General features: G+C 69.5%; 17 protein-coding genes. 8 read left to right on the plus strand and 9 right to left on the minus strand.

Going from position 1 to position 22085, the window contains the following annotated elements:
- Window positions 1–31 precede the first annotated feature (31 nt).
- Together trhA and AC3IF3_RS18000 are read right to left on the minus strand one after the other, a co-directional pair.
- Complete coding sequence (gene trhA / locus AC3IF3_RS17995; RefSeq protein WP_243973743.1) at window positions 32–715, minus strand: PAQR family membrane homeostasis protein TrhA; 684 nt, start codon at window positions 713–715, stop codon at window positions 32–34.
- A 150-nt stretch (window positions 716–865) separates the two neighbouring features.
- Entirely contained in the window at window positions 866–1987 is a 1122-nt protein-coding gene (locus AC3IF3_RS18000) for a COX15/CtaA family protein (protein ID WP_489229742.1), read from the minus strand.
- Window positions 1988–2155: 168 nt separating this feature from the next.
- On the opposite strand from AC3IF3_RS18000, the gene AC3IF3_RS18005 reads away from it, so the two are divergent.
- Complete coding sequence (locus AC3IF3_RS18005) at window positions 2156–2362, plus strand: DUF2842 domain-containing protein (RefSeq protein WP_489217542.1); 207 nt, start codon at window positions 2156–2158, stop codon at window positions 2360–2362.
- Between the two features lie 84 nt (window positions 2363–2446).
- Window positions 2447–2785, plus strand: a complete 339-nt coding sequence (locus AC3IF3_RS18010; protein WP_489231335.1) for a hypothetical protein — start codon at window positions 2447–2449, stop codon at window positions 2783–2785.
- Window positions 2786–2864: 79 nt separating this feature from the next.
- Here the strand turns inward: AC3IF3_RS18010 and AC3IF3_RS18015 are convergent, their stop codons facing one another.
- A complete protein-coding gene (locus AC3IF3_RS18015; protein ID WP_489229743.1) occupies window positions 2865–3926 on the minus strand; it encodes a polysaccharide deacetylase family protein in 1062 nt (353 codons plus the stop codon).
- Window positions 3927–4174: 248 nt separating this feature from the next.
- On the opposite strand from AC3IF3_RS18015, the gene AC3IF3_RS18020 reads away from it, so the two are divergent.
- Window positions 4175–5359 carry a GNAT family N-acetyltransferase gene (locus AC3IF3_RS18020; protein WP_489229744.1) on the plus strand — a complete coding sequence of 395 codons (1185 nt, stop codon included), beginning with the start codon at window positions 4175–4177 and terminating at the stop codon, window positions 5357–5359.
- Window positions 5360–5451: 92 nt separating this feature from the next.
- On the opposite strand, the gene AC3IF3_RS18025 is transcribed toward AC3IF3_RS18020, so the two are convergent.
- On the minus strand, window positions 5452–7659 hold the full coding sequence (locus AC3IF3_RS18025) for a GumC family protein (RefSeq protein WP_489229745.1): 2208 nt from the start codon (window positions 7657–7659) through the stop codon (window positions 5452–5454).
- Window positions 7660–7846: 187 nt separating this feature from the next.
- Here AC3IF3_RS18025 and AC3IF3_RS18030 point away from each other — a divergent pair, with 187 nt between their 5' ends.
- Window positions 7847–8425, plus strand: coding sequence for a polysaccharide biosynthesis/export family protein (locus tag AC3IF3_RS18030; RefSeq protein ID WP_243973819.1), 579 nt, complete (start codon window positions 7847–7849; stop codon window positions 8423–8425).
- Window positions 8426–8437: 12 nt separating this feature from the next.
- Here the strand turns inward: AC3IF3_RS18030 and AC3IF3_RS18035 are convergent, their stop codons facing one another.
- On the minus strand, window positions 8438–9172 hold the full coding sequence (locus AC3IF3_RS18035) for a hypothetical protein (RefSeq protein WP_489229746.1): 735 nt from the start codon (window positions 9170–9172) through the stop codon (window positions 8438–8440).
- Between the two features lie 271 nt (window positions 9173–9443).
- Window positions 9444–9692, minus strand: a complete 249-nt coding sequence (locus tag AC3IF3_RS18040) for a hypothetical protein (protein ID WP_243973735.1) — start codon at window positions 9690–9692, stop codon at window positions 9444–9446.
- Between the two features lie 269 nt (window positions 9693–9961).
- On the opposite strand from AC3IF3_RS18040, the gene AC3IF3_RS18045 reads away from it, so the two are divergent.
- The gene (locus AC3IF3_RS18045; RefSeq protein ID WP_243973734.1) at window positions 9962–10177 is read left to right on the plus strand and encodes a hypothetical protein; all 216 of its coding nucleotides are present in this window, start codon (window positions 9962–9964) and stop codon (window positions 10175–10177) included.
- 10 nt (window positions 10178–10187) lie between these two features.
- Here AC3IF3_RS18045 and AC3IF3_RS18050 read toward each other — a convergent pair whose 3' ends face one another.
- Window positions 10188–11240: a hypothetical protein gene (locus AC3IF3_RS18050; RefSeq protein WP_243973733.1), complete on the minus strand. Its 1053-nt coding sequence runs from the start codon at window positions 11238–11240 to the stop codon at window positions 10188–10190.
- A gap of 28 nt (window positions 11241–11268) precedes the next feature.
- The gene (locus tag AC3IF3_RS18055) at window positions 11269–14283 is read right to left on the minus strand and encodes a penicillin-binding protein 1A (RefSeq protein WP_489229747.1); all 3015 of its coding nucleotides are present in this window, start codon (window positions 14281–14283) and stop codon (window positions 11269–11271) included.
- Window positions 14284–14626: 343 nt separating this feature from the next.
- Between AC3IF3_RS18055 and AC3IF3_RS18060 the strand changes: the two genes are divergently transcribed.
- The 3 genes from AC3IF3_RS18060 (at window position 14627) to gyrB (ending at window position 18862) form a co-directional block, all read left to right on the plus strand.
- Window positions 14627–15271, plus strand: coding sequence for an MBL fold metallo-hydrolase (locus AC3IF3_RS18060; protein ID WP_243973731.1), 645 nt, complete (start codon window positions 14627–14629; stop codon window positions 15269–15271).
- A 4-nt stretch (window positions 15272–15275) separates the two neighbouring features.
- Entirely contained in the window at window positions 15276–16238 is a 963-nt protein-coding gene (locus tag AC3IF3_RS18065) for an aldo/keto reductase (RefSeq protein ID WP_489229748.1), read from the plus strand.
- A gap of 179 nt (window positions 16239–16417) precedes the next feature.
- Window positions 16418–18862: a DNA topoisomerase (ATP-hydrolyzing) subunit B gene (gyrB, locus tag AC3IF3_RS18070; RefSeq protein ID WP_489229749.1), complete on the plus strand. Its 2445-nt coding sequence runs from the start codon at window positions 16418–16420 to the stop codon at window positions 18860–18862.
- Window positions 18863–18959: 97 nt separating this feature from the next.
- Here gyrB and AC3IF3_RS18075 read toward each other — a convergent pair whose 3' ends face one another.
- The gene (locus AC3IF3_RS18075; RefSeq protein ID WP_489229750.1) at window positions 18960–21836 is read right to left on the minus strand and encodes a PAS domain S-box protein; all 2877 of its coding nucleotides are present in this window, start codon (window positions 21834–21836) and stop codon (window positions 18960–18962) included.
- Window positions 21837–22085: the final 249 nt, after the last annotated feature.

Genomic DNA, 22085 nt, shown 5'->3' on the forward strand with positions numbered 1-22085 from the left:
GGTAAGCAGAGTTTTACATAGCCGAAACAAGTCATGTCATCGGCGGGCCGTTGAGGCTGGCCCAGATCGTCCCGTAATGGCAGGCCGTGGCGGCGAGAACGAAGCCGTGCCAGATCGCATTCTGGAACGGCAGCGTCCGCCAGATGTGGAATAGGACGCCGATCGAGTAGAGCGCCCCGCCGATGGCGAGCAGCCACAATGCGGTCGGCTGGAGGCTCGCGATCACGGACTCATAGGCGAAGAGACCGCTCCATCCGAGCATCAGGTAGAGCGCGATGGAGAGCCGGTCGAAGCGCCCGGGCAGGAGCAGCTTGACGGCGATCCCGACCGAGGCCACGGCCCAGATCAACGCCAGCAGCGCATAGGCGCGCGGTCCGGACCCGACGAGGGCGACGAGAGGCGTGTAGGTGCCGGCGATCATCAGGTAGATCAGGGCGTGGTCGGCCCGGCGCAGCAGCCATTTCCGGGGGCTCACCGGATACAGGTTATAGAGGGCCGAGACCCCGAGCATCAGCACCAGGGCTGTCGCGTAAACGACGACGGCGACCCGCTCGCCCATGCCGAGATGCGCCGTCAGCGCCGTCGCCACCAGGGCCACGGCACCGGCCAGACCGAGCACGACGCCGAGCCCGTGGATCACGCCGTCCGCCACGATCTCCCGGGGCGTGTAATGCCACGTCAGGGACAACGGGCGACCATCTTCCGCGAGAGACATCCGAAGGCCTCCTGCAACGCTTGCAGTCTAAAGCATGAGACGTCATGATCGTTCCCCGTGCAGAGTACCGACGTGGAGTTGTCCCAAGGAAAATGACGGGTGGTTTTAGATATCGTGCAATGCGGCGCCGCTGCCGCACTGCACGAATGCCTAGATTCCGCGTCCCACAAGGCCCTCGAACCCGACAGGCGCCTCGGCGGCCCCGGCCTGAACTCGGGCGCCCCCGTGGCGCCATCCGCGGCTGAGCCGGGCGTGAACGGTCGCCATGGTCAGGACCGCCATGGCCATGACCTGATGGGCGAGCGCTGCCCAGAGCGGCACCGCGAGGAGCAGCGTGGCGATCCCCAGCATCGCCTGTGCCAGAGCCAGGGCGGTGATACCGGCGGCGCGTCCGAACACGCCCGACGGACCCGCGAGGCGCGCATCTACCGCGTGCAGGATCGCCACGAGGATCACGAGGTAGGCGGTCACCCGGTGGTCGAACTGCACCAGGGCGTGATTGTCCACGAAGTTCTCAATCCAGGGGCGAATGGCGAACAGGGCGTCCGCGGGCGGCACGAGCGCCCCGTCCATGGTGGGCCAAGTGTTGTAGACGAGGCCCGCATGCGAGCCGGCGACGAGACCGCCCAGGAAGATCTGCACGAGGATCAGGGCCGGCAGGAACATCGCGGTCGCGCGCAGGCGCGCGGGTGCCGGCTCCGGCATCGCCCCGCGCTCGCCCGCCGCCAGCCAGACCAGACCGGCGAGGATCAGGCTGGCCGTGGTGAGGTGCAGGGCGAGCTTGAGCGGCGCCACCGCGGTCATTCCGGGCTGGAGACCGGAGGCGACCATGATCCAGCCGATACCGCCCTGCAGGCCGCCGAGCACGCCGAGGCCGAGGAGACCGAGTCCGAGGCGGCGGCTGATCCGGCCCTGCCACCAGAACACGATCAAGGGCAGGAAGAACACGAGGCCGATCAGCCGGCCGAGGAGGCGGTGCCCCCATTCCCAGCCATAGAGGACCTTGAAGGCGGACAATCCCATCCCCTGGTTGAGGATGCTGTATTGCGGCGTGTCCTTGTACTTGGCGAACTCGGTGGCCCAATCCGCCTCGGACAGGGGCGGGATCGCCCCCGTGACCGGCCGCCACTCGGTGATCGACAGGCCGGAGCCCGTCAGCCGGGTCGCGCCGCCGACCGCCACCATGGCCACCACCAGCGCGGCGATCACGTAAAGCCACGTGCGCACCGCGCCCGATCGCCGGCCGCCCCCGACTCGCATGACCATCCGCATCCCTTCGCCCGGGTCGGCATACCCCGAACCCCATGCCGGGGTTAGGATATGCGCCTCACCGCAGCAACGTCGGCGGCGCCGCAGGCCGCGGCAGCCTGGACGTTGCCAAGCGCAGGCCGGGTCGATAGCCCGTGCATGGGGCCCGCCCTATCACTATTACGGGACGCCATGCGCCGTCGCACACGAACCCTGATCGGCACGATCGCGATCCTGGCCTTCGTCTGCCTCTACGGCCCCTTGGCGATGGCCCTGGCCGACAGCCGCATCGCGGAAACGCCGGCGGCGGTGCAGGCCGTGCTCTACTCGATCCTGGGCATCGCCTGGATCATCCCGCTGATGCCGCTGATCCGGTGGATGGAGCGGCCCGACCGCTGAAGCGACCTCTCGATTTCGCCGCACTCGGGGTTCACAAGCCCGGCGTCCGCTTCCGAGACACCCCGCGTCGTGCTCCTCTCCTCCATGCGCCTCACGCCTCTGGCCGTCCTCATCGTGCTGCTCGCACCCCTGCCGGCCCTGGCCCAGGGAACCCCGCGGTCGATCGGCGAGTGCGAGCGGTTGAAGAACGATCTCGCCTACAACCAATGCTTGGCGATGTTCGGGCCCGCGGCGAAGAACGTGGCCGGCGGCTACGCGTCCGCCGATACGTCACCCTCACCGGCGGCCGCGATGGCCGAGGCGATCCCGCAGGTTGAGGATGCGGCCGATACCGCCTCAAGCAGCCGGCGGCGCTACCGGTCGCATCGTGGCCGGCAATACGCGTCGTTCTCGACGGGCTACCGGCACCGGCGGCGGCGGTAGAGGCCGGAAGGCTGCACGCGGCCGGGTCTCCGGCGCGCCACGGACCCGACGCGGCGTCCCATCCCCGGCGTGAAACCCGTCAGGCGACGTTGAGGCGCCGGCCCCGGTTCCAGGCCAGGAACGGCACACCGGAGAGCAGCCCGGCCAAAGCCGCGCGCGATTGATGGCAGCCGTTCACCGACACCCGGGGGAGGGCGTGCAGGTGGCCGGCATGACCGCTGAAGAGATGGCCGGGCCGGGTCGTCACCGCGGTCGCGAAGCCCAATTCCTGCGCCAGCGCGAATTCCCGAGGCCCCGCCGAGCCCGGATCGCCCACCGGATAGGAGACGTGCCGCACGGGCCGGCCCAGTTCCGCCTCGATTCGCGCACGCCCCTCCGCCATCTCGAAGGCCGCGATCGCCGCCGGGTGCTTGGCGAGCATCGGATGGCTCACCGTGTGCGCGCCGATGGTCACCGCGCGATCATCCGCCAGGGCGCGCAGCTCCGCCCAGGACAGGCACAATTCGGACGCGACCTGGCCCGGCGCCAGCCCGGCCTGGCGGCAGAGATCGGCGATCCGGGCGAGCATCTCCGCCTCACCGCCGCCGCGCAGGTCGCGATAAAGCGCGTCGAAGGCGAGCGCCTTCTCCTGCGGGCTGCGGGCCGGCAGATCGACGCTCCGGGATCCGATGCCGACCCGCACACGGTCCAGCTGCGCGATGGCGCGTTCCAGCTCGATCCACCACAGGCGGCCGGTTTGGTCCGCGAAGGCGCTGGTGACGAACAGCGTCCACGGCGCGTTGTGGCGCGCCAGCACCGGCCGCGCGTGCGCGACGTTGTCCCGGTAGCCGTCGTCGAAGGTGAGCACCGCGAAGGGCGGCCCGTAATCCGGCTCCGCTAGGCGTTCCGGCACGGCATCGAGGCCGATCACCTCGAAGCCGCGGGCATCGAGCTCACGCAAGGTGAGGTCGAGGAAGTCCGGGGTGATGGACAGCAGCCGGTTCGGGGCGAACGCAGCGACCGGGTCCGGGCTGACATGGTGGAAGGTGAGGATGACGCCGAGCCCGCGTGAGGCCGGGGTCAACCACCGATCCGCCCCGACGGCCTGGATCGCGCGGAACCCGGTCGCGAAGACCCGATGTTTGGTGCGCGACGACAGCATGGCCTCGGACCGACCGGGCCGATCGGCCCAAGACCGACACCCTGTGTCCAGCGCGGTAAACAAACTTGAAAGCGTCGATGGCGGGACGAAAGTTCAGGAAGGTTGTATTAGCCACGGCACCGGTTTGATCGTATCGGACGGACCGGATTTGCCTGGCGGCGCTCGGAAGTCACTGCCTGTTCAGTGGATAGCGTCGAACATCGCTGCTCGATAGGCGACCGCACGTGGTCCAGCAGGGGTTTCGGACGATGGCGCTCGGCGTCCAGGCGACGGGTACGGACATGATCGAGGCTCCGTCGGGGGTGATGCTTACCGCGGAGATCATCGACGATCCGGCGGCGGCCGAAGCTGTCTGGCGCCGGATCGAGAGTGATCCTACGAGCCTTCAGACCCCCTATCAGCGCTTCGACTGGACGATGGCCTATCTGCGGGCACGCGGACAGATGGAGAGGACCCGGATCGTGGTCCTGCGCGACCGGGACGGCCGCGCCCGGATCCTCCTGCCGCTGACGCTCGAGCGGGAATTCGGACTGCGCGTCGCCCGCACTGTGGGCGAGACACATGCAAATTATCATATGCCGCTGTTCGCGGGCCGCGATGCGGCGGCGATATCGGTCGGCGACATCACGGCGGCTCTGGTCGACGCCGGTCGTTCGGCCGGCATCGATGTCTATGCCCTGCAGCATCAGCCCCGGACCTGGGAGGGTTCGGTCAATCCGTTCGCGGCGGGCGGCGAGCCCGAGGCGAGCGATGGCTACGGGTTGATGCTCGGCCCCGATCCGGAGGCCACACTCCGCCGGGTCTTCAGTGCCGATGCACGCAAGAAGCTCCGCTCCAAAGAGAAGCGTCTCGTGGAGGCAAAGGGCCCGGTCGCCTATCGCCGGGCCGAGACGCTAGCCGAGGCCGAGCAGTTTCTGGCGGCGTTCTACGCGCAGAAGGCGGCGCGGTTCGCCGGAATGGGCGTGGCCGATCCCTATGCCGATCCCGCGATCCGCGCTTTCCTGGCCAGCGCCGCCGCCGGCCCGGATCCGGCGCTGGAGATCCACGCCCTGTGCCTCGCCGAGAGCGGGCGGGTCCTGGCGACCTTCGGCGGCGCGGTGAGCGCGCGGCGGTACAGCGGCATGATGACTGCGTTCGACCCGGATCCCGAGATCGCCCGCTTCAGCCCCGGCGATCTCCTGCTGCAGCATCTCGTGCGCGATCAGGCGGCACGGGGACGGCTCGGCTTCGACCTCGGGGTCGGCGAGGCCCGCTACAAGGCCAGCATCTGCGACGAGACGATCGGGCTCGTGGAGGCGATCGTACCGGTCACCCTGGCGGGACGAACCTACGGGGCTGTCCGGCAAGGACTCACTCGGGCCAAGCGCCGGATCAAGCGGGATCCGCGCCTGTACGCCGCCCTTCAAAAGCTGCGCCGGATGCGCGGGGCCTGACGCCTCGTCCCGGACGATCGGTTCCCACTCGCGGGACGCCGGCGGTCGCGCACTCGGCGCGTCGTCCCATCTCCGGGACGACGCGCCGAGCGTCACGCAGCGTCGCGGTGAAGCATGGCGCCGCCCAAGCCGCGCGCGGCCGAGGCCGGCCGGTCCTGCGCCACCACGATCTGTCCGGCGCCCGCGCCCTGGGCGATGGCGTAGAGGTCGGCCAGGGTCGGGTCCTCCGCCGAGGCGTTCGAGGCGATCACAACCGTGTCCATGTAGCCGGCGGTCAGTTCGAGGAGATCGACGGCACCCGGGGCGGCGCGGAGGCAGCAGACCACCCAATCGTAGGCCTCCGCCATCGCTTCGAAGGTCAGCGTCAGCGCATCGGCCTCGTCGAACAGCACCGCAGTCGCACGCCGTCCGGCTTCGATCCGGTGCAGGCCACTGTCGCGCTCGGCCTGGATCACGTCGAGGAAGGCGGCCTCGCCGGCGACCAGATCGGTGAAGCCGAGCGTGTCACCGGGACGCCCGGCGTTCAGAGCGACGGAGACGAGGGTCCCGGCCTGGCCGAGGGCGCGGATCAGGGCGGCGGACAGGCCCGGCACGCCGTTGGTCGCGTCGGTCTCCATGATCAGGACCCGACGGCCGGCGGGCGCATCCTCGGCCCGGGGGCCGGAGCTGATCCGCGCGATCAGCGGTGCCAGATCGAAGTCTTCCGGGGCAGCCACGGGGGCCTCCGCCGGTCGCGGTTGCACGGCGGCTTCGGCATCGGACGCCTGCGTCCAGCCGGCGGGCGGCATGGCCTCCGGGAAGGCGAAGAGCGGCCGCTCCAGAACCGGTTCGCGGCGCTGACGGTCCTGCGCCGGATCGAAGGCTCCGTCCCGGTCCGCCGCGTTCCGGGCGGAGTCCGCCAGCAGGGCGCGGGCGATGGCGGCGCCGGCCGTGAGCATCAGCGTAAGCAGCGTGGCGAAGGCCACGATCGGCAGTTTCTTCGGGAAGGACGGCACCTCCGGGGTCACTGCCCGGGACACGATGCGGGCATCGGCCGGGGTCGCGGCCTCGCCGTCGCGGGCCGCGGCCTCGCGGTAGCGCGAGAGATAGGATTCGAGCTGCTCGCGCTGCGCCTTGGCCTCGCGTTCGAGGGCGCGCAGCTGGATCTCGCTGGAATTGCCGCGGACGACCACGTCCTGCTGGCCGTCGACCGCCGCCTGGAGGCTCTCGACCCGGGCGCCGGCGATCTTGGCGTCGTTCTCCATCATGCGGACCACGCGCTCGGCGGAGACCTTGATCTGGGCGTCCAGATCCTCGAGCTGGGCGTTGAGCTCCTTGATGCGGGGATGGGCCGGCAGGAGCGTCCGCGATTCGAGGGCGAGCTGGGCCCGCACGGAAATGCGGTTCTCGACGATGCGCCGGATCACCTCGTTGTTGGCCACATCCGGGATCTCGAAGGCCCGCCCGTCCTTGATCAGGTCGCGGATGGCCTTCACCTTGCCGGTCAGGTCGGCCTTCAGGATGCGGGCGGAGGAGAGCTGGCTGGACAGCTCGCCCAGCTGCTGGGCGTTGAGCGGACGCCCGGTGGCCCCGGTGCTGCCGACCAGGCCGTTCTTGGCGCGGAAGGCTTCGACCTTTGCCTCGGCCTCGGCGACGCGCTTGCGCAGTCCGTCGATGTTGCCGCCGAGCCATGTCGAGGCGTAGCGCGCCGTGTCGACCTTGTCGGCTTCCAGGGACGAGATGTAGAGCCGCGCGATGGTGTTGGCGGCCTCGGCGGCCAGCACCGCATCCTTCGCGCGGAACTCAATCGTCAGGATGCGCGACTTGCCGGCCGGGTAGACCAGCAGATGGTCGAAATAGGCGTCGAGGACGCGATCCTCGGCCGGGCGGTCGAGGGGATTGGCCCCGATGCCGAGCATCATCAGCACGCGCTGGACGGGGCCGATGCTGCCGGCGCCGGGATCGAATTCGGGATTGCCCACGAGCTTGAGGCGGCGGATCGCCTCCCGGGCGAGATCGCGCGACATGACGACCTGCACCTGGCTCGCCACCGCCTGCTCGTCGATCGGCGCGAGCTGGTCGCCCCGTTCCTGCGCGGTCCGGGCGAACGCCGGATCCCGGCTCTCGAGGAGGAGCTTCGACTCGCCGGTGTAGCGGGGGCTGACCACGTTGACGAAGACGCTCGCACCCAGGGCGACGACCAGGGTCGGCCCGACGATCCAGCCCAGCGAGCGCCGCAGGATGCGCGGCACCTGGGCGAGGCCGAGGCCGTCCTGGGCACCCGGCAGGGCTTCGTTCGAGCGTTGACGAATACGGGACATGCGGACGCTCTGAGCGCGGGGGCAGACCGGCAGCACGTAAAGCCGCCCGGCTGCTATTAGCGGATATTAAGGTTGCTCAAGAGTTAAGACGCTCGCGTCTCAGCAAACGCGTCGGACGCCGCGATGGTGATCAGATTTCGTTAACCTTAACAGCCTAGACCAGCCGTCAACCGCATCCATGACGGCGATGGTGATGAACCGGCGCGCTCTTCTCCTCTCCCTCGGCACGACCCTGGCGCTCGGCGGATGCCTGCGTCCAACCTTCCGAACCGACCAGCTCGATGCCACCGGCACCGGCTCGATCGCCGCGCGCTACACCCTCGCGGCGGGTGACAAGCTGCGGGTGATCGTCTTCGGCCAGGACAACCTGTCGAACATTTACGCGGTCGATGGGGCCGGGCGGATCGCGATGCCGCTGATCGGCGTCGTCCAGGTCGGCGGCCAGACGACCGGGCAAGCGGCCCGCTCGATCGAGGCCAAGCTCGCCTCCGGCTTCGTGCGGGAACCGCACGTCACGGTGGAGGTGGACGCCTACCGGCCGTTCTACATCCTCGGCGAGGTGACGACCTCGGGCCAGTACCCGTTCGTGAACGGCATGACGGTGGAGACCGCCGTGGCCATCGCGGCCGGCTTCGGCCCGCGTGCCGCCCGTGACTACGCCGTCCTCACCCGCGACACGGGCGGGAACCTGATCTCCGGCATCGTGCCGATGACCTACTCGGTCCGGCCCGGCGACACGATCGTGATCAAGGAGCGGTTCTTCTGAGTTTCGGGCGCGTCACTGCCCGCTCAGCCAGGGGTTGATGATCCGCATGGCGGTCTTCTGAGCGGGGATGGGCGTCGCGATCGGCGCCACGGGAACGCTCGCGCGCGCCATCATGCGGCGCGCCTCCTGCCCCGGCCGCGGGCCGATCGGCGTGAACAGGCCGGCCAGCACCTTGCGGGTGCCGTTGCTGACGTAGTGCGAGCCCTGCACCGGTGCGAAATCGCGCAGCGCATGGCGCGTGTCGGGATTCCCGGTGAAGACCCGCGCGCCGGAATTGAGCACGACGATGTCGCCCGGCTTCAGCGTCTCGTCCTTCAGAAGCGCCGACGCGGCGCCATCCTTCATGTCGAGCGGGGTCTGGCGCGGGCTGACCTCCGATTCCTTCACATGAATCTTGAGCGGGAGAGCCGCATAGCGGGTCTGGAGACGCCGCCGGGCCGCCCCGAGGCGCGGCCTGTCACGGCGTACGGATTGGCTCTCGAGGGCGGGGGCTGGCGTCGGCTGGACCTGCTGCGGCGCCGGCCGGGCGCCGAAGAGCATCTCGAGGAAGCCCAGTTCAGCCGCTTCGGCGCGGGCACCGATCCCGATGACCAAACCGGCGGCGACGACAGTCGCGATGCCGCCCGTGCGAAGCCTCATAATGCCCTCCGGAACCGACGCCCAGAGCGAGCATCCGACCCTCAACCGCAAGCTGTGGGATTGGGTTCCGAAATAGTGCGGCTGTGCAGTGCCGATTCGGATCTCCAACGAGATGTGCCTTATTCGCCGCGGAGCAGGAAGATTAGATTGCAAAAACTGGTTCCCCCGAGGCCATACCCGAGGCACGGCAAGGCAAGGCATCGGACCCGCGCATTCCGAGGAACGGGTGCGGACCGGCGCCGTCAAAGGAGGGCACCACGGATTGCAGTCTTTGCTGAAGGGTTCGTCGGGGACGCGCTGACACGGGCGCCGCGGGATGGAGGGGGTCGGGTTGGAAACCCCCGGCGCCGGAACGTCGCGCCGCGATCGCGGACCCTCGTCAGGCCGGCGCGGACTGCTCACCCTCGCCGATGCAGTCGAGGGCGCGCTCGACCGCGCTCACCGCGTCGAGGAGGTGCTGCACCGTCTGCTCGACTTCGCGGGCGGGACGGCCCATCGCGGCGGCGCGCGCACTCACATCCTCGAGTTGCTCCAGCAGGGTCAGAATATCGCCGGCCACGGTCACGACTTCGCAGCGGGCGAGGCGTGGAACCGTCGGGCGCGGACGGAAGGGCAAGACGTTGCTCATCGCCGATCGTTGTCGCCCGAAAACTCCCAGCTGCGCCAGGGGGTATCGGCCGCGCTCAACACCATTGCCCGGCCCTATCCGCGGCAAACCGGGGGTGTGGTGGATTTTCCGTGGCGGCCGTGCATCGGAGGCGGCGGAACGGGTTTACGCGGCTCGCACGCCCTTGACGGGACCTTCGCGGCTCTGACCATGTCTTGCCCATCGTTCGTTCGATCACCGCCGGCCAAGACCCAGTCACCGGCCGGATTCGATCGCCGCCAGGACATGTCATGCGTTTAACCCTTCTCGTCCTCTCCGCGCTGACGGTCGGCGGCCTGGGCGCCTGCGCCACCGACGGTCCGGACTCCCGCAGCGGCCTCGCCGAGAGCTTCAACCTCGACAATTACCGGGCTTCCGCCAACACCAACGGGACGCAGTCGCGGCGGGACGTGAACCGCGCCTACACGCAGCCGACCCTGCCGACGATCGGCAATCGCGGGATGTGAGCCAGCGCGCTCAGCGCTTCGTCAGGGCATCCGCGAAGGTCGTGATCCGGTTCCGGGCGTAGACCGGCAGGCCGGCGCTGATCGACGTGCCGGTGTTGAAGCTCGAATTGCCCATCAGCACCTGCGCGGGCAGGAGGTTCTTCAGGACCGGGACCCGGGCGTACTCGGCCTTGCGGTCGAGGACGTCGCCCTTGATCGCCAGGGCCATGTAGGCGGTCACCACCGTCTTGCCCGGATCGTTCGGCATCGGCTGGAAAACGGCCAGGAATTTGCCGAAGCGCAGGATTTGGTTGACCCAGAAGATCGTCTGCTCCAGCCCGCCGACCACCGGCGTGTCGATCTTCGTCAGCGCACCGAGCGGCGGCCCCTGATCGGGCCCGAGCACGCGCAGCTCGCTCTGGAACGACACATATTCGGCGATCTTCTTCGACGAGCCCTCCTCCAGCTTGTTGGCGAGCTTGACGCCAAGGGGCAGCTTGCCTTCGAGGTCGTAGCGGGACTCGATGCAGGCGCCCGCCCCCTGGCACCAGGGTCGGTCCGGCCGCTTGGCGAAGGCGGCCGCCGGGTCCTTGTTAGGGGTCACGTCGGCGACCGAGACCGCGCGGTGCTTGATCGCCGGATCCATCGTCTGGACGAAGGCGAGGTTGGCGAAGGACGCGACGTCAATCGTCTCGGCCGGACGCGGCACCACGAAGCGCCCTTCGGCCACGTAGATCTTCAGGGTCTCGTGCCGGGGCTTGGACACGCCGTTCACCGTGACGGTGTAGTCCGGCTCCTTGTACCCGGGATAGGGCGCGAGCACCGCGGCCTCGGCCGGCCGCGCCTTCTGCCAATCGAGATACGGGATCAGTCCGTTCTCCGGGGTCGCGGGCTTGTCGCGGTGATCGGTGAACAGGATCTGGCCCGGCTTGATCGTGGCCGGATCGACGGCCGCGACCGACGGCACCTCCCGGATCCGCTCAGTCGCCGGTGCCGGGGCGGTGTTGGCGGCAGGCGTCTGGGCGCCGACCGGGATCGCGGCCGTCAGCACGAGGGCGAGGGCGGCGGGAAGCTGCGTTCGCAACGGGTGTCTCTTCTCTCGGGGCGGGCGGTCAGAAGCCGGATTCTTCGCCGAACAGGTAGTCCGGGTCGCGGCGGCGGGGCCGGCGCGCGCCGTCGTCCCCGAACGGCGAGCGCGCGGATTGGCCCGGCCAGGGCCTGTAGGGGTCCTGGCCCGTCGGATCCAGGTCCCCCTGTGCACGGCGGCTGCGCGGTGGCGGGCGGTCGCCGAACGGATCGAGCGGGTCGGCGGGCGGCCGCGCGCCGGTCATGTTGCCGTCGTAGTCCCCCGCGACGCTCGCGCCATCGTCGGGCGCGGTCAAGTCGCCGTCCTGGGCGTCCGGCCGCATGGCGTAGAGCGTCTCGCGGGGCACCAGGCGATACTGGGTGTCGGCCATGCGGCCGTCGCCGCTGGTGCGGAAATGCTCGAGGAAGCCGCCGCCCGCGACGCGCACGCCGCTGTGCGGGTCGACGGGCAAGTCGGCGATGAACGGCCGCGCCTCGGGGGAGGGGCCGCGCAGCGGCGTCTTCGGCACGCCGTTGGCCCAGGCCGCCTGCAGGATCGCAGAGGCGATCGGGACCGAGACGTGGCCGCCGGTCTGGCCGCGGCCGAGGGTTTTCCGGCTGCCATCGGCATTGTCGTAGCCGACCCACACCACCACGGTGATCTCGTTGGTCAGGCCCGCGAACCACGCGTCGTTCTCGTTCTCCGAGGTGCCGGTCTTGCCGGCCACGTAGGCCGAGACCTTCGCCAGGGCCGCCGCGGTACCGTGCTGGGTCACGCCCTGGAGCATGGTCTTGAGCTGGTAGAACGCGACCCGGTCGGCCGAGCCGATCCGGACGGGCTCCCGGGGGGCGTGTGTGTAGAGCGGCTTACCGTCCCGCTCCACCGATTCGAGTGCGTAGGGCGCCGGCCGCGCGCCCTCGTTGGCCACCGCCGCGTAGAACCCCGCCAGGTCGAGCATCCGCACCGGCTGGGCGCCGAGCACGAACGGATAATAGGGCTCGCATTCGGCGTAGATCTGCACTTCGAGGGCGATGTCGCAGACCCGCTTCAGGCTCGCGGGGGCCTTCGGTGCGATGCCCCCCTGGAGCAGGCGGGCGGTGACGAGGTTCTTCGAGAATTCGAGGCCGCGCCGCAGCGTCGTCGGCCCCGAGCCGCCGCCCTCGTAGTTCTTCGGCGACCAGGAATCGCCGGTCCCGCCGATCGGCGGCAGCGTGACGGGCGAATCGAGCACGAGGGTGTTCGGCTGCAGCCCGGCGTTCAGGGCCGCGAGATAGGTCAGCGGCTTCAGGGTCGAGCCCGGCTGGCGCACCGTCTGGGTGACCCGGTTGAGCTGGCTCAACGGGTAGGAGAAGCCGCCGGTCATGGCGAGGATCCGGCCGGTCTGGTTCTCCACGACGAGGGCCGCGCCCTGAACGGTCGGGCGGACGCGAATCTGGGCGCGCGGGCCGCCCTTTCCGGGACTCAGCTTCACGCGCACCACGTCGTAGGGCTGCAGCCGCCCGCGGGCGATGCCGGGATCGAGGAAGGCCGTGCGGCCGTCCGCCAGCCCGACCTTGATGCCGCCCCGCCCTGTCTCCAGGACCACCGCCATCGGCCAGCGCACGTCGTAGAGGACCGGCCGCACGCTCTCCAGGGCCAGCAGCCAGGCCGGCTTGCGCTGCGGTGTCGCCGCGTTACCCGGAAGCGCCCGGGCCGGCGGCTTCACGGCATCCGCCCGGGCCCCCGTGACGGAAGGGGCCGCCTGCGGGGATGCCTCCGGCGCCGGCGTCGCGGCCTGGATGCGGCGGACGCTGTCGGCGAGGTTGAGCTCGGCCCCCGAAAAGGTCTGGCGCCCGGTCGAGCGCTCGTAGGCGGCGAGCCCGTCCTGCAGCGCCTCCTCGACGCCTCGCTGCAGGCCGGCATTGATCGTCGAGCGGACCGTGAGCGAGCCGGCGGTGAGCGAATCCACCCCCGCGAAGGTGCGCGCCTCCCGGTTGAGGAAATCGACGACATAGAAGCCGGCATCGCGCCGCGCCGCCTCGATCGGCTTCAGGCCGAGATCCGACTTGATCGCCGCGGCCATCTCGGCCTCGGTGATCGTACCCTCTTCCTTCAGGCGGGACAGCACGTAGGCCCGCCGCTCCCGCGCCCGGTCGGGATACTTGTCGGGGCTGTAGAAATTCGGCCCCTTGGGCATGCCGGCGAGGAGCGCCGCCTCGGGCAGGGTCAGCTGAGCCACCGGCTTCCCGAAATAGCTCTCCGCCGCCATCTCGATGCCGTAGGCCCCGCGGCCGAGATAGATGCCGTTGAGATAGAGGCCGAGGATCTGCGGCTTGGTGAGGATGCGCTCCAGCCGCGACGCGACGATCATCTCGCGGATCTTGCGCTCGTAGGTGACGTCGTCACCCACCGAGAGATTCTTGACGACCTGCTGGGTGATGGTCGAGCCGCCGGCGGGACGCCCCGGCGAGGCGAGGTTGCCGATGAAGGCGCGGATGACCCCGCGCTCGTCGATGCCGTGGTGGCTCTCGAAGCGCTTGTCCTCGGCGGCGATGAAGGCCTTCTGGACGAGCGTCGGGACGGAGGTGATCGGGACAACGATGCGGCGCCCGTTCGGCTCGGAGGCCTCGGCGAAGGGCTTGCCGGCGCCGTCGAGGATGCGGGTCATGCCGGGCAGCGCCTTGTCGCGCAGGGCCTCGGCGCTGGGCAGGTCCTTGGTAGCGTTGTCGTAGAACTCGATCACCGCCCGGGCGTCGAAGGGCGAGTTCGCCGGGTCCTCGCCCTTGCAGAACTGCTTGTAGCTGACGTTGAGCTCATTGATGTCGAGCCCGTGCAGGATCTTCGGCGCGGCCGGACCGGCGACGGTCGACGGATCCTCCATGGCGGTGGAGATCAGGTCGTCGAGGTTGATATCCTCGATGTCGAACGACTTGCGCATGTGGGCGCAGCCGTCGCGCAGCAGCCGCACCACCTCGGGACCGTCCGTGGCCGGATCGAATCGGGTCCGCACCGCCTCGGGCTTTGTCGTGACCTGGCTGAGCGTCAGGGCGGTCGCGAACAGCTTGATCAGGATGGCGTTCATGCGGGCCGGGTTCGGGGGACGCGACTGGACGGGCCGGACCGTCCCGGCGCGCGCCCGAACAGGGCGTGCACAACGCGGCTGATTTAAGGACGGATCTGGACGGCGCCGCTTTCCACGACGCTTCCGTCCGTCCTGCGCGAGACCAGCCGGCGAGCGCCGCGCAGGGGGCCGGGACGAAACGCATCGTAGGGTTTCGGCTCCCCTTTCGTCCGGATCGGCGGGCTCGACGCGTTGCTGACGCGGCGCCCGGCCTGACGCTCACCCGCGAGGGTGTGCGCGGCCGCCGATCGCGCTACTAGGAGCGCGAACGCGCCCGCCGGGCGCCGTCAGGACAGGTCACGCGATGCCAGGAACGCCCCGCGCCGGGATCATCCCCGTCACGCCCTTCCAGCAGAATTGCACCCTGATCTGGGACGACGCGACCAAGGTCGGCGCCGTGGTCGATCCCGGCGGCGACCTCGACCGGATCGAGGCGGCGATCCGTGAGCACGGCGTGCAGGTAGAGAAGATCCTGCTGACCCACGGCCATGTCGACCACGCCGCCGGCGCCGACGAGATGCGCGAACGCCTCGGCGTGCCGATCGAGGGGCCGCACCGCGCCGACAAGTTCCTCCTCGACTCGCTCCCCGAGACGGCGGCCAATTACGGGCTCGGCGAGGCCCGGGCCGTGACGCCGGACCGCTGGCTCGACGACGGCGATGCGGTGACGGTCGGCGGCCTCGAATTCGATATCCTCCATTGCCCGGGCCATTCCCCCGGCAGCGTGGTCTTCGTGAGCCGGGATGCGCGCTTCGCCCTGGTCGGCGACGTCGTGTTCAAGGGCTCGGTCGGCCGCACCGACCTGCCCGGGGGCAACCACGACCAGCTGATCCGGGCGATCATGGAGAAGGTGCTGCCGCTCGGCGACGACGTGGCCTTCATCCCCGGTCACGGGCCGACCGGCACGCTCGGCGAAGAGCGCGTCTCCAATCCGTTCCTGCAGGGCTGACATCATGGACAAGCGCCGCATCGGCCGCTCCGACCTCACGGTCGCGCCCTTCTGCCTCGGTGGCAACGTCTTCGGCTGGACCGCCGATGAGACCGCCTCCTTCGCGATCCTCGACTGCTTCGTGGAGCGCGGCTTCGACTTCATCGACACCGCCGATGTCTACTCGCGCTGGGCGCCGGGCCATGTCGGCGGTGAATCCGAGGCGGTGATCGGGCGCTGGCTCGCCGCCCGCCCGGGCGTCCGCGACCGGATCGTGCTCGCCACCAAGGTCGGGATGGATCTGGGCGAGGCCGGAAAGGGCCTCTCGGCGCGCCACATCGAGCGCGCCTGCGAGGCATCGCTGCAGCGTCTCCGAACCGACCGCATCGACCTCTACCAGTCGCATCTCGACGACGGCGACGTGCCCCTTGACGAGACGCTGCGGGCCTACGAGCGCTTGATCGTGGCCGGGAAGGTCCGCGCCATCGGCGCCTCGAATTACGGCGCGCCGCGGCTCGCCGAGGCGCTGGCCCTCTCGGCCACCGCGGGGCTGCCGCGCTACGACTGCCTGCAGCCGGATTACAGCCTCGCCGCCCGCGGTTACGAGGCCGAACTGGAGCCGCTGTGCCGGGCCGAGCAGGTCGGCGTCATCGGCTACTTCTCCCTCGCGGCGGGGTTCCTGACCGGCAAGTACCGGTCCGCGGAGGACGCCGCCGGACGGGCGCGGGAGAACCGCGTCGCCAAGTACATCAATCCCCGCGGCCTCGCCCTGCTTGACGCCCTCGACGCGGTCGCCGCGGCGCATGGGGCGAGCCCGGCCCAGGTGGCCTTGGCCTGGGTGATCGCCCGCCCCGGGATCACCGCACCGATCGCCAGCGCGACCTCCGTGGCGCAGCTCGACGAATTGCTCGGCGCCGCCCGGCTGACCCTGTCGGCGGAAGCGATCGACCGGCTGGACAGGGCCAGCGCGGACGGTATCGAAGGCTAACGCCGCGTTAAGGCGGGAGCGTCAGAAAGGGGCGGATCGGGTCTGCCGCGACCGCGCAAAAATCGTGCAATCTCAAGGTGGAACCCTTATATCAGGCAGATTGAGTGAGAGTTCAGGCGTGGGCGCCTGACGGCGCGAGCCCCTCCGCCGCGTGAAGGCCCGCCTGCCCGAGGAATTACATGGCCGACACCCCCCAGAGCGAGCACGCCGAATACGGCGCGGAATCGATCCGCGTGCTGAAAGGCCTCGACGCCGTCCGCAAGCGTCCTGGCATGTACATCGGCGATACAGACGACGGCTCGGGCCTCCACCACATGGTCTACGAGGTGGTGGACAACGCCATCGACGAGGCTTTGGCGGGTCACGCCGACCTCGTGACCGTCACCCTCAACGCCGACGGATCCTGCACGGTCTCGGACAACGGCCGCGGCATCCCGGTGGACATCCACAAGGAGGAGGGCGTCTCCGCGGCCGAGGTCATCATGACCCAGCTGCACGCGGGCGGTAAGTTCGACCAGAATTCCTATAAGGTCTCCGGCGGCCTGCACGGCGTCGGCGTCTCGGTGGTCAACGCCCTGTCGGCCTGGCTCAAGCTCCGCGTCTGGCGCAACGACAAGGAGCACGCCATGGAGTTCCGCCACGGCGATGCCGTGGCGCCCCTCGACGTCGTCGGCCCCGGCAATGGCCGGCGCGGCACGGAAGTGACCTTCCTGCCCTCGACGCTGACCTTCACCATGATCGAGTTCGACTACGGCACGCTGGAGAAGCGCTTGCGCGAACTCGCCTTCCTCAATTCCGGCGTGCACATCGTGCTGACCGACGCGCGCCACGCCGAGAAGAAGCGCGAGGAACTCTACTACGAGGGTGGGATCGAGGCCTTCGTCCGCTACCTCGACCGCTCGCGCAAGCCGATCGAGGGCATGGCGAGTCCGGTGGTCGTCCGCGCCGAGCGCGACGGCATCCGGGTCGAGGTCGCGCTCTGGTGGAACGACTCGTTCAACGAGACGGTCCTGCCCTTCACCAACAACATCCCGCAGCGCGACGGCGGCACCCACATGGCGGGCTTCCGCGCCGCCCTGACCCGCCAGATCACCGGCTACGCCGATTCCTCGGGCGTATCGAAGCGCGAGAAGGTCTCGCTCACCGGCGAGGATTGCCGCGAGGGCCTCACCGCGGTGATCTCCGTGCAGGTGCCGGACCCGAAATTCTCGTCGCAGACCAAGGACAAGCTGGTCTCGTCCGAAGTCCGCCCGGCGGTCGAGAACGTGCTCAACGAGGGCCTGTCGACCTGGCTGGAGGAGAATCCCCAGCAGGCACGCTCCGTGATGAGCAAGGTCGTGCTCGCCGCCTCCGCCCGCGAGGCCGCGCGCAAGGCCCGCGAGACCGTCACCCGGAAGGGCGCCCTCGATATCGCCTCGCTCCCCGGCAAGCTCGCCGACTGCCAGGAGCGCGATCCGTCGAAATGCGAGATCCTGCTGGTTGAGGGTGATTCCGCCGGCGGCTCGGCCAAGCAGGGGCGCGACCGGACCTTCCAGGCGGTGCTGCCGCTGCGCGGCAAGATCCTCAACGTCGAGCGTGTGCGCGCCGACCGGATGCTGTCCTCGGCGGAGATCGGCACGCTCATCACGGCGCTCGGCGCCGGGATCGGCCGCTCCTCCACCGACCGCGAGGGTTTCAACCCGGAGAAGCTGCGCTACCACCGCATCATTATCATGACCGATGCCGATGTCGACGGGTCGCACATCCGGACGCTGCTGCTGACGTTCTTCTTCCGGCAGATGCCGGAGCTGATCGACCGCGGCCATCTCTACATCGCGCAGCCGCCGCTCTACAAAGCCGAGCGCGGCCGGCGGGCGCTCTACCTCAAGGACGAGCGCGCACTGGAGGATTACCTCATCGACCAGGGCACCGACGGGGCGATCCTCCGGTTGTCCACGGGTGCGGAATTCGCCGGCGCCCAGCTCAAGAGCCTCGTCGAGGAGGCGCGTACGTTCCGGAACATCCTTCAGGGCCTGCACACCCGCTATGACCGCTCGGTGGTCGAGCAGGCGGTGCTGGCCGGGGCCCTCGAACCGGAGGCTGCCTCCCGGCCGGGCGAGGCCGAGGTGCTGGCCGACATGACCGCGCGCCGCCTCGACGCCATCGCGGACGAGATCGAGCAGGGCTGGGAGGGGGAATCCTTCGAGGGCGGCTACCGCCTCAGCCGGACCCTGCGCGGCGTCCGGCAGGTGGCGACCCTCGATCTGGGGCTGATCACCTCGCAGGAGGCCCGTCGCCTCTCCGAGCGGGCCGACGCCTTCCGGGAGATCTACGGCGAACCCGCGACCTTGATGCGCAAATCCGACGAGACCGTCCTGCACGGCCCGGTGGCGCTGTTCGAGGCGGTCATGGCCTTCGGCCGCAAGGGGCTCCAGCTCCAGCGCTACAAGGGTCTCGGCGAGATGACCGCCCAGCAGCTCTGGGAGACCACCCTCGACCGCGACGTGCGCTCGCTGCTGCAGGTGAAGGTGAAGGACGTCACCGACGCCGACGACCTCTTCGTCAAGCTGATGGGCGACGTCGTGGAGCCGCGGCGGGAGTTCATCCAGGACAACGCCCTGAGCGTGGCCAACCTCGACGTTTGATCAGCCGGATCTGTCGTGTCACCGAGACCTTGCGACCGGCTGGGCCTCGGTCGCTGCCGATCAACGAACTGACCGCTTCGAGGCGGGCATTCGCATGCTAACGCGCAGGGGTCGCCCGGGGTGATTTCGCCATCGACGGCTGCTGTGCCCCCCGCCGTCGCACAACCTTCCGGAGGGCGCGGGACAGGGCCTCCACCGAATACGGCTTGTGGAGGAGCTCGAACCCGCTCGTGCCTTTCTCGGCGAGCACGTGGCTGTATCCGGACGCCAGGAGCACCGGCAGGTCGCGGTGCCGTCGGCGGATCTCGCTCGCCAGCTCGATTCCGTCCATGCCGGGCATGACCACGTCCGAGAAGACCACGTCGAACCGGTCGGCGTCCTTCCCCAGCTCGGCCAGGGCCTGGTCGGCGTCCGACGCCCAGACGGTGTCGTAGCCCAATTCGGCCAGGGTCTGGGTCGCGAAGGTCCCGACGGCGACATTGTCCTCGACAACGAGCACGCGGGTGCCATGACCGTCGACCAAGGGCTCGGGCTCTCCCGTGTCCGCGAGCCGTGCCTGCCCTTCCACCCGCGGCAGGTACAGGGTGAAGGTCGCACCGCCGCCCACCTCGCTGTCGACCCTGACCTCGCCGCCGGATTGCTTGGCGAAGCCGAACACCTGCGACAACCCCAAGCCCGTACCCTGGCCCACGCCCTTCGTGGTGAAGAACGGCTCGAAGATCTGTTCCAGGCGCTCGGCCGGGATGCCGGTGCCGGTGTCGGCGACAGACACGGCGACGAACGGGCCCGGGATCGCGGGATGCGGGCCGCCGCCCGGCATCCCATCGGCCGCCTGGATGCGGATGGTAAGGCGCCCCTCGCCGTCCATGGCATCGCGCGCGTTGACCGCCATGTTCACCATAGCCGTATCGAACTGGCTCGGATCGGCATGGGTGAAACACGCCTCCGCGGGAAGGTCCGTCGTGATCGCGATGCGCGCGCCCATGAGCGTCCCGAGCATGTCCGCGACGGCTTGGACGCTCAGGCCGACATCGAACACCTCCGGCCTGAGGGCTTGCCGGCGGGCGAAGGCGAGGAGTTGGCCGGTGAGCCGGGATGCCCGGTCGACGGTGTCCGAGATCGCCCCGATGTATCGCGCGCGGCGCTCGTCGGAGAGGTTCGGCCTCTTCAGCAGGTCGGTGGACGACTTGATGACGGTCAGCAGGTTGTTGAAATCGTGCGCCACGCCCCCGGTGAGTTGCCCGACGGCCTCCATCTTCTGGGATTGCCGGAGGTGTTCCTGCGTCTTGGCCAGCATGGCCTGTTCCCGAAACCGCTCGGTCACGTCGGTGACGAACTGGTAGCAGCCGATGCGTTGGCCGTTCCCATCCCGCAACGTGCGGAAGCTGATCTCGTAGTAGGGACGCTCCCGACGCGGGTCGCCGAACTCCTCGACGAAGGTGCCCTCTTCACCGGCGAGCCCGCGTGCCCAGCCGAGCCTGACCCGGGCGAGGTGTTCGGGCTGGTCGGCCAGCAGAGCCAGCAAGTTATCGCCGATCTTTGGCCGGATGCCGTAGACGCGCTCGAACGTGTCGGCATGGGCCCTGTTGAGCGCGAGGATGCCGTAGTCCAGATCGCAGGCCATCATCATCACGTCGGTGCTCTCGACGATGGTCGCGAGCAGGTTGCGCTCGGCCGTCCTGGCAGCGAGTTCGACCTCCCGCTCCCGCTCGACCGTGATGTCGCGGCCGGTGCAGTAGACGAGCCGGTCCTCGGGCACGCCGATCCAGGAGATCCAACGGTAGGAGCCGTCCTTGCACCGGTAGCGGTTCGCTTCCCTGGCGAGCCTCTGATCTTGGAAGACCTCGCGAAAATTGGTTCTTGTGCGCTCCACGTCGTCCGGGTGGAGGAGATCCCAGATCGGAATGCGCGCGATGTCGGCTTCCGACCATCCGAGCAGCGTCTCCCAGGCGGGGTTCGACGTCTCGAAATAGCCGCGCTCGTTCAGGGCCCCCATCAGGTCGGGCGCGACCGCCCAGGTTCGTCCCCGCGCCTGCGTGCGCTCGATAACCCTGCGCTCCAAGTCCGCGTTCAGGGCACGCAGGTCGGCCTCCACCTGCCTCAGCCCGGTGACATCGTGGAAGACGCCGACCATCCGCAGGTGGCCACCGTTTTCCTGAACCGGCTGATTGGAGCTCCGGATCGTCCGGGTCGTGCCGTCGGGGCGCATGACACGATAATCCGCCACGACCTCGGCACCATGCGAGCGGGCCTCCTCCGTCAAGGCATAGGCACGCTCGACGTCCACCTTCTCCAGCCGGGCGAACACCGCGTCCTGATGGACGGGTCCGTCAGGGGCCAGACCGAAGATCTCGCGGCTTCTGGCATCCATCTCGACGCCGCCGGTGACGGTGTCCCACTCGAAGATGCCGAGGCGCGCGATATCGACGGCTAGGGATAGGCGAGCCTGGCTTGCTCGGGTGGCCGCTCGGGCGGCTTCGAGACGCTCGGCGCCGCTGGCCGATGCCGGATCGGTAGGAATATATAGGACGGGCCCTGCCCCCCGAGCGGGCACACGGTCCGTGGCTTCGGTGGCGAGGCAGAGGACGCCCGATACGACAGCGCCGTCATGAACCGGCGCGAAGGAATAAGACCGGTGGGTCGCTCCCTCCTCGTGCCGCTCCGCCGCGACCGGTTCGTCGACGAGACGGGTGGCCTCGCCGGTGAGGGCCCGTTCCACGGAGCCTCGGACGACGGCCCACATATCCGGCTGAACCGCCGGAAGCGGGTGGCCGAGCAGGTCGCCGCGGGATGCTGCGAGGATCGGCCAGTAGGCGTCGTTGAAGAGGAACGTCAGGTCCGGACCCCAGACGAGGTACATGCTCTGCGCAGAGTTCAGCATGATCTCCAGCGCGACGCTCAGCGCCGCTGGCCATCCCTCGACCGGCCCGAGCGGGGTCGCCGACCAGTCGTGCGAGCGGATGGCATCACCCATGGCTCCACCGCCGATCGGGAAACGTGATGCCTGTCGCATGGGGTCAGCGGCCCTTGCATGCGGCGGCGGCGCGTCGGATCCATTCCGTCCTCGGGATGTCCGACGCGTTCTGTTCGCGCATCCGGCGGGTCGATCTGGCCGCGTCGCTGCCGCTTCGGCCGGACTGTGCCCATTCCCCCGGGCATGCCTGCGGCGCGGGGGATATCGCGGCGGTGAGGGTTTCACGGACGGCCATCCTCAGCCGATACC

This window comes from Methylobacterium sp. J-118, from assembly GCF_057836565.1.